Raw genomic sequence first — 15,395 nt, forward strand, 5'->3', positions numbered from 1 at the left:
CGTCGCGCCACAACCGACACCGGATCACCGGACTCCTGCACCTCACGCACAATCGCCAGCTTCTGCTCGACCGTCCAGGAGCGGCGCGTCCGCTGTCGGCCCGCATCCGGCGGCTGCGGCACAGCCGCGGCCGTGCTCGCTTCCAACGTCGACGGCTGCTCCATAGCCAGATACTTCATTCGCCAAGCGTCCACTTAAATCTAAGCGGACACTAACGCCTCAAGGTACGCGTCAGTAGGCGGCCTTCGTCGTATGCATACGCGGATCCCAAAGGGCCGCGATGTAGTTCCCGAAGCCGACAAATTGCGGGGCAGAAAAAGCTCCCAGCGTTTCGTTTCGGAACGACAGATACAATGCTGCAAGAATTGGAGCAGCAAAAACTGCGAGCAGCAGCACCCAACTCGGCGCGACCAGAAATTCCGCCGAACGGCGTCTTGTAGACTCACTCACTGGCCGCGCCTCCCATCTGCTTCCACACTAACGGCTGGCGACAGCGGTCGCGGGTCAAAGAGGCCATTACGGCGCCTTTTCCTGGGCAAGTATGGGCTTTAGTTTCTCGTTGAGCGCATCCAGGCCACCTTGGATATCCGTGCTGCCATCGAGCATCGGCGGCAAGGCGTCGAGGATCGCCTTTTCCATTTCCGGCCACACTCGAAGTTGCGGGAGACGCTCGATTCTGGAGCTGGCGGGTATGTTCAGAAGCGGCAAGTATGGGTGAATCGCCAAAAGCTCGGCATCGTTGGTCACTGATTTACGGCCGATTGCAGCAGCACCGGCCAACAGATAAGCCCTGGCATTCGGCTTCCCAAGGACAAACTCAAGGAACTTCCACGCTGCGTCCGGATCCCTGGCGTCGCTGGGAATGCCAATATTCCAGCCGGCAAGGTGGGTCACGTCGACGGAGCCCATGGGCATCTTGGCGGTGCCAATTTTCCCTACGTGTTGGCTGTTCGCTGGATCCAGCGCCATGCCCCAATAGCCCGAATATTGTATCATCGCTCCGACGTTGGTTGACAGGAACTTGTTGGCAACGTCATCGCCGGTGGCGGAGATGCCTCCAGCCGGACCGTAGGCCAACATTTCCTTGAAATAGCGCGTCGCAGTGACAGCTTCAGCAGTGTTGACCGTGGGGCGCAACTGTTCGTCGTACAGGTGGCCTCCAAAACTCCACACAAGGGTCATCCACCACCAACTTGCGTTGGGTCCCCAGCCGAACATCGCGCCGTCGCCTTTGCCGGCCTCTTTGACAGCTTTGGCATTAGACTCGAACTCTGCCCAAGTGGTGGCTGGCTTCAGGCCGAGTTCGGCGTAGATGTCTGTGCGGTACCATTGGATCATCGGCTCGGTAGAAAGCGTCAGCCCGAGCGTCTTTCCGTCATATTTTCCGTAATCTTGCTGCCCTACCGCGAAGTCACCGATGTCGTACACGGAGGAAGTCGCCAAGTGGTCGTCCAGCGGAGCCATGACTCCAGCGGCTCCGAATGCAGCAAGAAACGAGTTGTCGAATTGTGCAATGTCGTATTGCCCCTGGTGCAATTGGACGGACAGCAGCAGCTTCTGATGTGCCTCCCCGTATGGTACCTCCGTGACGTTCACCGTTATGCCTGTTTTGCGTTCAAATTCCGGAATAAACGACTGGATTGCGGTAGAGGACGGGCTCGGGATAAGAAACAGGTTTATTTCTTCGGCAGCAACGGAGGTGCTAATTAGGCATGCAAGCACCGATGCGCTCACCAGCGATTTGAAAAGCGTCATGACTTTCCCTTCATATATTGTGTAAGTTTCATGTCTTTCAGAATGGCCGGAGATAATCGATCGCTAGTGCCCAGCTGCGGCAAGCGAGACATCAAGGGCTTACGAGAAGACGACTGTTCTCACCTGTCTTGTGTTAAACTGTAGCGCCTATGTTTTCGGCACCGAATGACAAGAGCCTCGCTGACCGGGCTCGGAAGAAACTCACATGCGCCGCCCTGTTTCAGGATCGAACAGGTGCAAGCGCTCCGCATTGGCATGCAGGAAGACTGGCGAACCGGGCATATGCCTCACCGTCGGGGCGCAACGTGCTGTGACTCGAGCACCGCCCAACTGGCCTATTATGAATGTGTCTGAACCGAGCGTCTCCGAAATGAGATAATCGACCCTCAGCCCTTTGGATTTGTTGATGGTGCCTATGCGACTTTCGTCGGTAATGTCCTCGGGCCTAATGCCGACTAAAACCCTTCTTTTCGACGATTTAGCGATAGGTTTCTGGGCCAAGCTTAATGTTTGTCCATCGCTCAAGGTCAGAATATCGCCATCCAATTCAGCTTCGATGATGTTAATCTGAGGGGATCCGATGAACGATGCAACGAAGAGATTTTTCGGCTCATTGTAAAGCTCTTCTGGCGTTCCGGTTTGCGCGATCTTACCCCCGTGAAGACAGACAATCTTGTCGGCCAAGGTCATCGCTTCAGTCTGGTCATGGGTCACAAAAATCGACGTCATACCAAGTTTTTGGTGCAGGATTTTGATCTGCGTGCGGACCTCGGTTCGAAGTTGGGCGTCCAGGTTTGAAAGTGGTTCGTCAAACAGAAATAGTTGCGCACTGCGTGCCAACGCCCTGCCCATCGCCACTCGCTGCCGCTGCCCGCCCGAGAGCGCGCGCGGTTTGCGCTCAAGATAGTCGGATAACTGAAGGAGCTGAGCGATCTCGCGTATGCGCCTCTCCCGAGCTTCAGCCGGGACCTTGTTCATCTTCAGACCGAAGCCAATGTTGGAGGCAACGGTCATGTTCGGATAAAGTGCGTAATCCTGGAAGACCATTGCCAGATTGCGGTCCTTTGGGCTGAGGTCGTTTGCCATGATGCCGCCCAGGATCAGCTCACCAGCTGTAATATCTTCCAGACCTGCGACCATTCTCAGGATCGTACTCTTCCCGCAACCGGACGGACCGACCAAGACGACAAACTCTCCATCTTGAATATCCAAATCGACGCCATGAACAACAGGGTGCGAGCCAAATGACTTACTTAGTCCTCTAAGCGACACATCGACCATGCATGCTCCTCATCAATTGCGGCACGGCCGCAAGGACATTTCAAGTCAGGGTAAATCCATCATTGCTCTCGCGAAGCATTTTTTCCACGTCGTGCTGGACCTGCGCGGCGTTGCTGTATCGTTTTCCGAACCGGTCCATCCGCCATTGCTCCAAGCCCACCCATGGCTCTCCGGCGTGTCCTGTAATGTGCTCTGCCATTGCTCTGCCGAGCCCCGGGCCATGGGTCATGCCGAATTCATTGTCGCCCGAAGCCACATAGAGGCCATCGATACCAGGAACCGCCCCTGCCAGAAGCCGACGGTCCGGCGTATAAAGGGGCACGCCCTGCTTCACCTTTAGCCCAGACCTGCGCGAGAACGCAGGCAGCATAGGAAGGGCGAGGTCGGCTCGACGTTGCACTTCCAGAGCGCCGTCAATGGGCACATCGTCAAAGCGAGCTGGCACTGTGGTTTCAACAAACATGTCGCGTGGGTAGGCCGTGTACATGCCACCAAAAACCAACCCACCTTCGTGCTGGCGCACCCACAACACGTTGCCGCTTTGGCCGTCGGGTGCAATTCCCGTCAGAAAGAGCGCCGGCATAGACACAGGAATTTCCAAGGGCCTCGTCATCAATCGGGTCGCCACATGCGGCACCATAGGCAAATAGATCCCGTGCGGCTCAAGCAGCGCATTGCTCCAAGCCCCGGCTGCGATGACCACCCGTTCTGTCGCGATGTATCCGACCGAAGTCTCTACGCCGACTACCCTTCCCTGCCGCACGACCAGACTGAGCACTGAACAATGGGCATCGACTCGCAGACCTCCGCGGCTCAACTCTTCAGCCATTGCCGGGCCTACTTTCGACGCCGACAGCTGTCCAGCTGTCGGCTGCAGGACGCCCCCAAGTATGCGACCCGCGGGCACCACGCCGCCCGTAATCTCTTGAACCTGAACCGGGTCGAGGCGATGAGTTGATGGCTCCTCAGGATGTGCGACCATCGACTGCATATGAGACCAGGAGACCTCATTCCCGGCCACCCACAAGAGGCCGTTCTGCCGGAAGTCGATCTCGTTCCTGGCGTGTAGTGCCGCGTAGAACTCCAGGCCATATCGCTCGAGGCGCGCTTCCTCGGCGCCTTGAGTTGCGGCAGAAACAGCCCAGATCGAAATGAACCCGGCCGCTGCGGAACTCGTCCCACTGAAGAGGCCGTCTCGTTCGATTAAGCTTATGTCTGTGACACCCCGCTCTTGTAGATGCCACGCGATCGCGCATCCGAAAATGCCGCCGCCGACGATTACAACGTCCCTGGTATCCATCGCGTCACCTGCATTCTCTATCGACGCTGAAACGGCGCATTCGTGCGCATATTGAATGCCACGCCGGTCTCGGCCAGCGAGCCCATTTCTCGATCATTTTTTCTCGGGATCAGCATGTTGAGCTTCCCGTCTTAGTCAAAAGGCGAGCCGGCCGTGACCCGGCCGGCTCTGACGCTGGGGAGGATGCGCCATGGAACATATGGTGGTGGCAAAGCCAATTCGTCTTGTTGGGAACAACTCTGGTAAGGCAACTCATGAAAACGGCTCACCTAAATATTGAAGCCTTTTTTCATCACTTTTGCAATAGGTGATGCTGGTTTTTTTCTCTCCCGCGAGTCTTGCCGGCATCAGAGCCCGATCCGCCCTACGATGCGGCGTGATCGCTGTGCTGGTTCGCTCCCTAACAAACGCCTCTGCGATTGCGCAACGATGCGGGCAATATCGGCGAACTCGCGCTCGCGAACCAAGTTGCCGTCGCGCCAGATGCCGTAGCCTGGTCGGTTGTCTTTGATGCTAAAGGGGCGGCGCCGGCGCCACGTGTCCTCGCGATCCCGGCGGGTCAGGCACATCAAGCAAGTGTCCGGGCGAGAAAGCGCGAAGCGGGCACCTTCCGTCCGAGCAGCGTGCGCCATCACTATCGCACACGTTGAGGCGACGATGCAGTGTGGGTGCCATGCGGTGGGGAAGTGCGAACTAACCGCCCACGTGCCCCTCCCCCGCAACCGGCGGGCGCGGCTTCGACAACACGCGATCAATCTTAACCGAGACGAAACAGGCCAAGGCACCCTATCGCTCACAGCTACCGGCCAGCGTCGAACGTAGTTCCGGTGTTGAGGCGAGGTGCGAGGTCGACAGTGCAGCAATTGCGGAGCAGCGGAAAAAATCTTAGCTTGGGGTTGGCGTTCCTGCTGAAAATTTTCAATATGTCAGCCACCTTTGGTGAATTGCCGCTTGATTCGATCTAAGATTAGGGTGGGGTGGTCATTATGCAGGAAAACGTCATTGCCCGGCTTCGCTCATCTCAACCAAGCCTTAGCCCCGCGCTCCTTCGCATCGGAGAGTATGTTCTCAAGGATCCGTCCGTCGTCGTAAACCAGACGATTACGGAGGTCGCGGATGGTGCGGGCGCCAGCGAAGCAAGCGTTTTGCGTTTCTGTCGGGATATCGGCTTCACAAGCTTCCAGCGCTTTAAGTTGGCTCTCGGCATCGAACTGTCGAGCGGGCGGGCAAAGGAGGTTCGCACTCCCTCGGGAGATATTGTCGAAGATGCACTTTCGGAGGTGATAACCGCTCTAACACGCACCGGCGACTTGCTCGACCGGTCGCAGCTTTCCTCCGCAGCAAAACACATAGTCAAGGCAACAAGCATTGATCTATACGGCGTTGCGGGATCGGCAAGCGTTGCGCGCTATGCACATTACTCCTTCACACGCTTGGGTCTCATATCACGCGTTCTTGACGACCCTCACCTGGCAATCATGAGTGCGGTCGGGCTTGGGCCCAAGCAGGTCGCAATTGCCATTTCCGAGTCCGGATCAACTAAAGAGACGATTAACGCGATCGTTGCCGCAAAGGCGACTGGCGCTTTCACGATTGCCATCACCAGCCACATCCGGAGCCCGATAGTAGCGCACGCCAACGCTGTGCTGGCATCAGCTTCATCCGACACGCCAATAATGAGAGGCTTCTTCCTGCGCACGGCTGGGCAATATCTCATTCTTGACTTGCTTACGTCCATGATTGCCAAGACCTCGAAGCAGGCTGGCATCTCCATGCAAGCTACCGCAGAAGCGACAATCGACAAAAGCTATTGACGCATCTTGGTCCCGGTCCGCAGCGCTCCGTCGGGAACGTCCCGAGTGCTGCTTTTGACTTCAGGTCCGTTCGATACCTATGCTCAAAATCCAGCAACACCATTGCTTACCTCGCGCGAGAAAACGAGCGACAGTGCGGAGCCGTCGCAAGTGCCAATCATTCAGCCTCTATCGCGGGGCCAATGTTTGAGACTCGATCGCGGCTCTGCCCCAGTGCGAACGCGCACTTGCATGCTGCCATATCGGGCGCAGCCCTGACGGCGTGTCTTCACTGGCGTTTCATCGGACAGCCAGTCCTTGGCGACGAAAATTCATCGACGCGAGCCAGCCTGCCAGCAACGAGTGGAAGGAGCTCCACAAGCGTTCAACGACGGTTCCGCTAGAGAGCCTCAAGTACCTTTGTATCAGACTGCGAATACCGAAATGGCGTGTCTGTCAGGCCCGCCGCATCGGACAGTTCGGCGGCCAGCAATTGCGCCGGCAAAATGTCGACGATTGAGCGCGCCGCCCGATTCTTGAGATCTGGAACTTTGACCACGACAAGGTTGCGCCGATCGTCCACCGCATTATCGGCGGTCACCAACAGTACTGAGCAGCCGATCTCCGCCAGGTCGTGAGCTAATTTGATTTCTCTGGCGTCACCGAAGATGACCACACCGGTTTTTTCGTCCATCGATTCCATAGGGCCGTGCAAATAGTGTAAGGTGTCCTCTCTGCCGGTGGGGATTCTTGCTGCCTCACGCAGCAGCAGGCAGGCTTCTCCCGCAGTGCCAAAACCGGATAAAGCTCCAACACTATCGATTGCGCGGCGGTTCCGAAATATCTCCAGAGCGGCTTGCATTTTTTTGGAAGAGCTATCCAATACGTCTGCGGCGATCGACGGCATGTCTTTCCAATCGAACTCCCCGCCGTCGCATAGCGCGTCGACGAGCAATCCGCCCGCCATGACTGAGCCTGTGTAGCCAGTAGCCGAGGGAAGAGCATCTGGTCCGCATTCAAATCGTAGGCTCGCGGACGCGGTGCGCGAAAGAGGATCATTTCCTTCGCTGGTTATTGCCACGGATGGCAAGTTCGCATGGGATCGGATAGCCGAGATCGGCTCGATGCTTCTACCGCCGGCTGAAAAAGCAATGATGGCGTCGCCCGGGTTGCCGGGCTCCATTAGGTCGACGGCGCGCCACGGAGCGGCCCTCTTGCCACGACGTTGAAGTTCACCAGCTACGACAACCGCCGCCTCGTAGCTGGCACCAATTCCTGTGAGAACCAAGGAGCCTTCCCTGAAGGGAGCGCAGTCAAAATTGCGCAATTGGGCGCTTACCACTTCGCTAATATGCGAGAACTGCTTAGGCTGACGTGAGATGGTTGACCTATAAGACATGCATCATTTCCCTGTGCAAGTGAAAGAGAGTTTTTCGGCTATATGGCAAGCGCCCTCGACCGGGGCACGGTCCAAAAAACGGACGGAAATATTCTGGTCAAATCGAGCCCTCATCTCTCGCAGGAATGCTGTCGCCAGCAGTCTCTGGCCCAAGATGACTGCACCGCCAGCCACAACGTTCTCGACACCGACGCCCGATAAGTTGAGATGCCGGACAAGTTGCGCCAACGCAGCCGCACCCTCGTCAATCACTCGCCTCGCCAATGTTGAGCCGGCCTCCGCGGCTTCAAAGACCCGCGGAGCGTGCCGGCCCAGATCTGCAGCACTACCTTCTTCAGCAAGCGCCGTGCCCAAGTGGGTAGGTCGGTCGAGTTGGAATGCGCTGCACAGAATCGCCACTAGCGGTTCCGCACAGGAGCCGCCCCGATCGATGTGCAATCGAGCAGCTTTCGCCGCTTCTCGCACCAATCCTGGCGCACTTCCCTCATCGCCAATTATCCAGCCCCATCCGCCAGCGACCTGCATGCGGCCAAGGCCGTCGCGAGAAACTGCAATCGACCCTGTCCCGGCTACAACGCCTATGCAATTGTGAAATCCCATGGCTGGTCCGAACAATTCGGCATCGTTGACGACCATTATCGGGCAATCAAAAAACGCCTCGAATTGCGCACGAAATTGACTGCATTCCAAATCATCGTCACAACCATGAGCGCCGATTACGATTGCAGACGGCAGGTCTCCGTCCAGAAAATGGATGAGGAGGTCGGCCAGGCCCTTCACGGAATGAGATGAGCCCGCGGGCCGCCAATCGGCACTGGGCAAGATCAAGTCCCTGGCCTGAGATGACCTAGGGCTGACTCGCATATGCGTCTTGGTACCGCCGACATCGATGCCAATTGGGACCAACATTCACACACCGCACCGTGCACTGGTTCGCATATGATGATTTTTACCATCTTGTGATTATAATGAGAAGGGAATTTTTATCGCCGGTCGAATTCAACTAAGCCATGATTGAAATTCAAGCATGAGGAGTGCGCAAGCTAGCGGCGCCACTGGGGCATCAAGCCAATGACCCAACCGCACGTGAGTGGCTCTCCGACGCCGGCGCCTGGCTTGGGGCGCTCACTACCTCGAGAAGCTTATTGCCGCTTCGGCTGGACGGCCGCTAAGCCATCCCTCGTCGAGGGCGTCGGGCCGAACTTCTTCGGAACCAGCGTTGCATGATGAGAGCTGAAGGCGAGACGGCCGATGCTGAACGGCGCCCGTGCCAACTGTAATACACCACCTGATCAGGATGCGGCTCGTTTGCAGCTCATGCAGCGTTGCAAGAGGTCAAAATGCTCAAAAGCTCAGCGCCATTGCAGGCCGTACCAAACACCGGCACGCCAGAGAGTTTGGCGATATATTGAGGGGTGCAATGACGTCCGCCGAGAAACTTTACCGCTTGCATCCCTGCGGCACTGGCAGCTTTCAGCCCTGAAAAGCTGTCCTCGACAACCAGACAGCGCTCCGGCCTGGTTCCCATCAGCTCCGCGGCAAACAAAAACAGATGCGGTGCAGGCTTAGGGTAGACGACGTCCTCGGCGGAAACGAACCGTGTGCCGATGAAGGGCAGAAGATTTGCGGCACGCAATTTTACAATCAACCGGTCGCGGGGGCTGTTGGAGGCCACGCAAAATGGCAGCTCCAAATTACCCAGCAGTTCAATGACCCCGGGCACCGGCTTCAATTTTTCGCGCAGTGCTGCTTCCAGACGACCAAGGAACCGAGACCAGAACTCTGATTCAAGGCGGATGCCGAGTTCCCGTGCAATGTTGGATGAAATATCGGCCAGCTGGCGTCCCGCAAACCGGCAAACCGCCTCATCGACAGTGATTTCAATGCCCTCCCCCCTGAGGCTTTCCGTCAACAACTCGCCTTCCAGCCATTCGCTTTCCACGAGCACACCATCGCAATCGAAGATCACAAGATCAAAAGATCGGGTGGGGTGCGTGCCATTGGCCGCTCGTGTCAGTTGCGTCATTTGGGCATATGCGGCCTGACGATGGTGCTCTCATTCAGAAAACTCCATTCGTGCACGCAAACGCTGTCGCCGCCGACAAGAATTACGTTGTACGTGGGCTCGGCATCGACGAACTCGGGGCGACGGAAATTTGCCAGATCGAGAACAATTTGATGCGAAGTACCTCGTGAGACCACTATCGGGTGCCCATTCACCACCGCGTTCACCGGTAGATGATAATGACCGGCGAAGATTTGGAGGACGTGTCCCGCGGCAACAGCATTCCAGAAGCTTTCCGGATCCACAAACGCAATGTCTGAAAATCCGGGAACTCCAAAACCGGTTCCTTCTGGCGCATGGTGCATAAAAATCAAGAGACGCTTATCACCAGCAGCTGACACACAGCTGCGCAACCACTCGAGTCGTGCGCTGCACAGCAATCCATATCCTTCGTCAGGCACGTGGGTATCGAGGAAAATGCAGCGAACGCCATCCTTGTCAAAGCTACTTTGCACAAAACCGTTTTCGTCAACCTCACATCCAGGAAACACGCCGCGAAAATTTTCGCGGTGGTCATGATTGCCAAGAAGCAATCTAATTGGCAGCGAAAAGTGCGCGACGATCTCTTTCAGTGCAAGATAAGCCAAAGGGTCTCCATCGTGCACCAGGTCGCCGGTGAAAACGACTAGCTCGGCATCGCCATGATGTGCCTCGATATGCTTGAGACACTTCAACAGCCGACGTGCGGGATGAAGCCCAAATAGCTCTCCATCGCCTGCGACCAAGTGTATATCCGACAGCTGAATGATCTTCACGATAAGCTCTAAGGTTGAGCGCTGCATCAAAGATGCAACGTTTGTTTGGCAGCGATGAGCTATTTGAGGGTCTTGGCGACGCTGGTCGCCTCTGAATCGGGACAAGGCCCGCCCAGTGACTACCAAGAAAAGCTATCGGGGCGGCGCGAGCGTTAGTAGTCTTGAATTCTCTCTGGCCCCGCGCCGCTTCTAACCATCATCGCGGAAAAGCTGTTTAGCAAGAGCTCCGCTTTCAACTCAATATGATCGCTGCTGTCCCAAAGATCATAATGCTCATTGGGATCGGTATTATGGTCGAACAACTCTCCTATCCCGGCGTCATGATATACGTTAAGCTTGTACTGGCCGTCGAAGTACATCGATGCACGTGAGCCTTGGCTTCCCCGAAAACGGAGGGAGTTGTAGTATTCGCTGACGACGAAGGGTTTGTGCTTTTCAAGCGAGCGCTTTCCGAGCAGCATCTGATCGAGAGATAGCCCCTGCATGCTCTTTGGCACTTCAAGGCCAGTTAGCGTAAGCAGCGTAGGCGCTAGATCAACAAGCTCGACCAGTGCATTCGATTTTGCTCCGGCTGGGTTGCCAGGGACATAGATAAGCAGTGGCACATGAACGACTCCCTCATAGAAGCGGCAGCCCTTGTAGAGGAGACCATGGTCCCCCATCATGTCACCGTGGTCGCTCGTGAAGACGATTATGGTGCGATCCAGTTGCCTGGTTTCCGTCAGAGCGTCCAATATGCGGCCCACCAGATCATCCACTTGCGCCACCTCGGCGTGGTAAGCTGCTCTCATCTTCCAAATGTTGAAACTGGTGGGCGGCGCCTCATGGGTTGGACCGGCCGATTCATTGTGCCCCCTCTCACCATCCTCTGTCGCCGCCCGCCACGGGTCTACAGCGCATTTCGCTTGCTGATCGACCCTTGCGAATTTCTTGTTGTGTTCAAGATCGACCGGCTTGAACGCGGGATCCGGCATATCGGCAGGGTTGAACCGCTGCAGGTACTCGATTGGGGGATTGAAGGGCGGATGAGGGGCGTCGATGTTTATGGCCAAATACCAGCTACGGGCAGCATGCATCTGGATAAAACGCTCAGCTCGATCGCCGGCCCAGCGGGTCTGCCGATACTCTGCGGCGGGACCTGGCCCATAGTGCTGGTCCAAATACGGTTTGTAATAGGCCTCGGGATCGACGCCCTTTGACCACATCCAGGCGTGATAATCATGGTTTCCCGACCATTCGGGCAGTGGCTCGGGGCTCCAATAGAACTCGGCATACCCGTCGTCGGGACGCTTCTCTATCATACCGCGCGTGGCAGACAGATGCAGCTTTCCGATATGGCCTGTGTAGTATCCGGCGTCCGCCATAAGCTTCGGCAGCAAAACGAGATGTGGAGGAAATGCACCAGCACCATTTTGATGAACCTGGTGTGCAATCGGATATGAGCCGGTCAGGAAACTGGTTCGGCTTGGCGTGCAGATGGGACTTTGGCAATACGCACGACGAAATACAGTTCCCATCGCAGCCAAGCGGTCAATGCTGGGGGTACTGGTGCCTTTGAACCCCAGGCACTGCAGTGTGTCCCACCGCTGCTGATCACTACATACCCACAAAATATTAAAAGCGCTCAACTCATTCCCCTGACGCAACGGTCGGCTATCCTGGAACGGCGGTGGCGCGCGCCGGGCGCGCCACCGATGCGTGGATTGCTATTTAAGGTACCCTGCCCGCTTCATGATGCCCTCCACGTCAGCCTGCGCATCATCCAAGGCAGCTTTCGGACTCTTGCTGCCGACAACCGCCTCTTGCAACGCACGACCGAGCCGATCGCCAATCTCCTTGAATTCAGAAATTCGAGGATAATACCACTCGGGCGCCCCCTTGAGCGTCTCAGCATATGTCGCGGCGAAAGAGCCATGGCCGTAATTGTAGTCGTGTTTGCCAAGCACTTCCTTGTCTTTCCACAACGACTGCCTCGTAATCGCGACGAATGTGCTATCAAGCGAGATGCGCTTCATGACATCTGCGCTCGTCGCCCATTGAATGAAGGCCGCCGCGGCCGCCTTGTTTTCCGAGGCAGCTGGGATCACATAGGCCTGACCTGCAAACGGCGGAAACCTTCCGCTCGGTCCGGCAGGCGGCAAGGCGAAACCAAGCTTACCCACGACCTTTGAAAGCTCCGGGTCGAGGATACGGCCGGCAGTGGGAGCGCCTTCCACCGTCATTGCAATACGGCCCTGCTGCATGGCAATCACGACGTCGTCAAATGTCGCTGAGGCGCTGCCAGGCAGGGTGAAGTTCGTCATCGTGTCGGTGTACCATTTGAGGGCATCAAGCGCGGCCGGCGAATTCACCGTTGGTGTCAGATCCGTCGGCTCCTTGGCGAAATAGCTGCCGCCGAAGCCATACAGAACCTGGCCCCAGAACCAGATATTCTCCCCCGTGTCCGGCTGTCCTCGCAGCGTTGTGCATGCAATGCCAGCCTTGGTCAGCAGAGCACAATCGTTCCGAAATTCCTCCCAGGTCTGCGGCGGACCTTTTATGCCGGCCTTATCCAACAGATCAGGGCGATAATACATTATCTGGGTGGCCGCAAAATGCGGCAAGGCATACTGCTTACCGTCCATGCTATAAAGTCGCAAAACCGGAGCTATGAAGTCCTGAACATCGGCACTCTTCACATCGATGTAACCGTCCAGAGGCTCAAGGATGTTTCCCGAAGCGTACCGCCCGAATTCTTCGCTACCGAGGTACACGACGTCATAGCTGTTTGAGCGGGTCAACAGCTCAACCGAAACCTTTTGGACGGTTGGCGCGTAACCGAAGAGATTAAACTGGACTTCCGCGCCGGTCTTTTCCGTAAACTCGTGAGCAAATTTCTGCAGCTCGAGGTCATAGGCTGAGTTTGTGGAAAGAACCTTTATTTTGACGCCATCAAAGCGTTGCTGAGCAGATGCTCCGCCAGCAAACGCAACACTTATTGCGAGAATAGCTAACCCCAGGCACTTCATGGATATCTCCTGTTCTTTAGAGGCATTACCCTTTGACCGCTCCTATTGTCGTCGGACCGGCCATGTATTTCTTTATGAATGGCACGAAGATCACGATCGGAGCCAACATAAGGACGCATGCGGCGGCGGCCCGGCCCCAATCCGTCCCCTCAAATGGCATAAAGTTCAGAATGGCTACGGCTGCTGTCTTTGCCTCGTCACGCGTCAGCGTGAGCGCGAACAGAAATTCATTCCATGAGCCGATGAAGATGAGTATCCCTGTTGCCGCAATCCCGGACCTGGCTACTGGTATTGAGATAAGCACCATCGTTTGCACCATGGACGCGCCGTCCATGATCGCAGCTTCCTCAACTTCGCGCGGCACCTGATCGAAAAATGACGACAAATACCATATAGCCAACGGCGTGGCGAACATGGTGTTGATGATTATCAGGCCTAGCCTTGTATCGATAAGGTGAATCTCACGAAATAGAAGGAAGTACGGGATTATATAAATCATTCCAGGCGCAGCCCGTAACAACAACACCAGAGTTAATAGCCTGCGCATGGCCTTCTTTTGCAGGTGCGAAATTCCAAAAGCGGCTGGGATCGATAGGGTCATTGTGAGTACGACAGTGCTCATCGAGACGATTATGGAATTGATCAACGCTGAGGAGAATTCCTTGTCCGCAATGATTGCCGCATAGTGCTGGCCGGACGGCTCACCTACGATTACAGGCGGCCATTGGAACATCTCGATCGGGCGCTTCATCGAGGTCGATAGCGTCCACAATATCGGGCTGAACAAAAATACCGCAAAAGCGAAACACACGGCGTAGCCATATACGTAGCGCGCTAGATTGTGACGCATGGGTCTAGCTCCCCACCCGGCCGGCCGATATTCGGCGAATTGACCAGAAGCACGCACATACGAGCGTACACGTGAAGACTACCAGGAGAGCAGCTGAATAGTCGAAGTCCAGATACGTGAACCCAGTCAGGAAAGCGTAATAGTTTAGGGGCTCTGTTGCTCCCGCGGGTCCGCCGCCAGTTAATACGAAAATGACCGGGAATATTCCTAAGACCTCTAGGGCCTGAAAGACCGCGACCGTCCCCATAGCGGGCAGGACGAGGGGTATGGAAATGCACCACTGCGCCTGGAGCCAACTGGCCCCGTCGATGCTTGCCGCTTCATAAATGTCGTCGGGAATCGATTCCAAAGACGACAGGAGCAGCAGAGCGACAATTGGCACTCCGAACCAGACCGATACCAAGATGACGGCGGCTAGGGCCGATGCCCTGCTGCCCAGGAGATCCGCTTGGAGATGTACACCCGACAGACTCGCCAGATAGGACAAGCCCCCCACACCAGGAATCAAGAACAGCTTCCAAAGAATTCCGCCAACCGCCGGCGGCACAACCGACGGAAGCAGAAAGGCTGCCCGCATCCATCGTGTTGCGATGAGCTTTTCTTTCAGAGCTATCGCCAAGCCGAGCCCGCACAGTAATTGCAGTCCGACCGGGATGACGACTAACACCAGCGTCACCGCAACGGAGTTCAAAAAGCGGCTGTCCGAAATCAGCCTTTTAAAGTTATCGAGCCCGACAAAGCTTATTTTGTCCGGAAACGCGATATCGTAGTGCAAGGTCGAAAGCACGAGTACAGCTGCGATCGGAATGAAAGTCGCAGCGCATAGCATTGCTATCGCGGGCGCAATGAGGGCCCAGCGTTCGTTCAGCCGGCGGGATGCCATTGCCCCGGACTCCTCCTACCTTGTTTCCCGCGCGGGGAGCGAGCGTTTCTAGCCAGCAGCCGATGACGCTAGGCGGGAACGAGAGCCAATGCTAGAATGATGACAAGTTTCATATTATATGTCAATGTTGATGGAAATTTTTTTAAGACGTATCGGCGCTGGTTCTTTCGGACGATCTATTCGAACGCTGCCTTGAGGCCCTCTGCCTTCTCGGGAAAGCGCAATTGTGAGCCATGCCGCGCGGGTCAGTGGCTTGGCACTGGGGGCGATGGGACGCAGGCCTCGGGAGAGGACAAACCCACGAAC

At 56.2% G+C, this 15,395-nt stretch carries 14 protein-coding genes; 1 reads left to right on the forward strand and 13 read right to left on the reverse strand.

Annotated features, from left to right (window positions below):
- The 5 genes from MESCI2_RS1000000137165 to MESCI2_RS0122150 form a co-directional block, all read right to left on the reverse strand.
- On the reverse strand, positions 1–179 hold a 179-nt coding region (locus MESCI2_RS1000000137165), incomplete at its 3' end, for a transposase (RefSeq protein WP_155936647.1).
- A 52-nt stretch (positions 180–231) separates the two neighbouring features.
- The gene (locus MESCI2_RS1000000138015) at positions 232–450 is read right to left on the reverse strand and encodes a sugar ABC transporter permease (RefSeq protein ID WP_155936648.1); all 219 of its coding nucleotides are present in this window, start codon (positions 448–450) and stop codon (positions 232–234) included.
- A 66-nt stretch (positions 451–516) separates the two neighbouring features.
- Entirely contained in the window at positions 517–1,755 is a 1,239-nt protein-coding gene (locus MESCI2_RS0122140; RefSeq protein WP_027038476.1) for an ABC transporter substrate-binding protein, read from the reverse strand.
- Positions 1,756–1,956: 201 nt separating this feature from the next.
- Positions 1,957–3,036, reverse strand: coding sequence for an ABC transporter ATP-binding protein (locus MESCI2_RS0122145; RefSeq protein ID WP_027038477.1), 1,080 nt, complete (start codon positions 3,034–3,036; stop codon positions 1,957–1,959).
- Positions 3,037–3,076: 40 nt separating this feature from the next.
- Positions 3,077–4,336, reverse strand: coding sequence for an NAD(P)/FAD-dependent oxidoreductase (locus tag MESCI2_RS0122150; RefSeq protein WP_027038478.1), 1,260 nt, complete (start codon positions 4,334–4,336; stop codon positions 3,077–3,079).
- 986 nt (positions 4,337–5,322) lie between these two features.
- Between MESCI2_RS0122150 and MESCI2_RS01000000135080 the strand changes: the two genes are divergently transcribed.
- Positions 5,323–6,150, forward strand: coding sequence for a MurR/RpiR family transcriptional regulator (locus tag MESCI2_RS01000000135080; protein WP_155936649.1), 828 nt, complete (start codon positions 5,323–5,325; stop codon positions 6,148–6,150).
- A 379-nt stretch (positions 6,151–6,529) separates the two neighbouring features.
- Here MESCI2_RS01000000135080 and MESCI2_RS0122160 read toward each other — a convergent pair whose 3' ends face one another.
- The 8 genes from MESCI2_RS0122160 to MESCI2_RS0122195 all read right to left on the reverse strand — a co-directional run bounded on the left by MESCI2_RS0122160 (position 6,530) and on the right by MESCI2_RS0122195 (position 15,089).
- The gene (locus MESCI2_RS0122160) at positions 6,530–7,528 is read right to left on the reverse strand and encodes an SIS domain-containing protein (protein WP_027038479.1); all 999 of its coding nucleotides are present in this window, start codon (positions 7,526–7,528) and stop codon (positions 6,530–6,532) included.
- Positions 7,529–7,531: 3 nt separating this feature from the next.
- Complete coding sequence (locus MESCI2_RS1000000139300; protein ID WP_027038480.1) at positions 7,532–8,437, reverse strand: BadF/BadG/BcrA/BcrD ATPase family protein; 906 nt, start codon at positions 8,435–8,437, stop codon at positions 7,532–7,534.
- A 406-nt stretch (positions 8,438–8,843) separates the two neighbouring features.
- A complete protein-coding gene (locus tag MESCI2_RS01000000135085; RefSeq protein WP_050596627.1) occupies positions 8,844–9,554 on the reverse strand; it encodes an HAD family hydrolase in 711 nt (236 codons plus the stop codon).
- Positions 9,551–10,348, reverse strand: a complete 798-nt coding sequence (locus MESCI2_RS1000000137175) for a metallophosphoesterase (protein ID WP_197031580.1) — start codon at positions 10,346–10,348, stop codon at positions 9,551–9,553. Before MESCI2_RS1000000137175 ends, MESCI2_RS01000000135085 begins: the two co-directional genes overlap by 4 nt.
- A 152-nt stretch (positions 10,349–10,500) precedes the next feature.
- Positions 10,501–11,976, reverse strand: a complete 1,476-nt coding sequence (locus MESCI2_RS0122180) for a sulfatase family protein (protein WP_032901196.1) — start codon at positions 11,974–11,976, stop codon at positions 10,501–10,503.
- A gap of 78 nt (positions 11,977–12,054) precedes the next feature.
- A complete protein-coding gene (locus MESCI2_RS0122185; RefSeq protein ID WP_027038482.1) occupies positions 12,055–13,356 on the reverse strand; it encodes an ABC transporter substrate-binding protein in 1,302 nt (433 codons plus the stop codon).
- Between the two features lie 25 nt (positions 13,357–13,381).
- A complete protein-coding gene (locus tag MESCI2_RS01000000135095) occupies positions 13,382–14,206 on the reverse strand; it encodes a carbohydrate ABC transporter permease (protein WP_050596629.1) in 825 nt (274 codons plus the stop codon).
- 4 nt (positions 14,207–14,210) lie between these two features.
- Complete coding sequence (locus tag MESCI2_RS0122195) at positions 14,211–15,089, reverse strand: carbohydrate ABC transporter permease (protein WP_081738843.1); 879 nt, start codon at positions 15,087–15,089, stop codon at positions 14,211–14,213.
- Positions 15,090–15,395 lie beyond the last annotated feature (306 nt).

The organism is Mesorhizobium ciceri WSM4083, assembly GCF_000519305.1.
Taxonomy (GTDB): Bacteria; Pseudomonadota; Alphaproteobacteria; order Rhizobiales; family Rhizobiaceae; genus Mesorhizobium; species Mesorhizobium ciceri_B.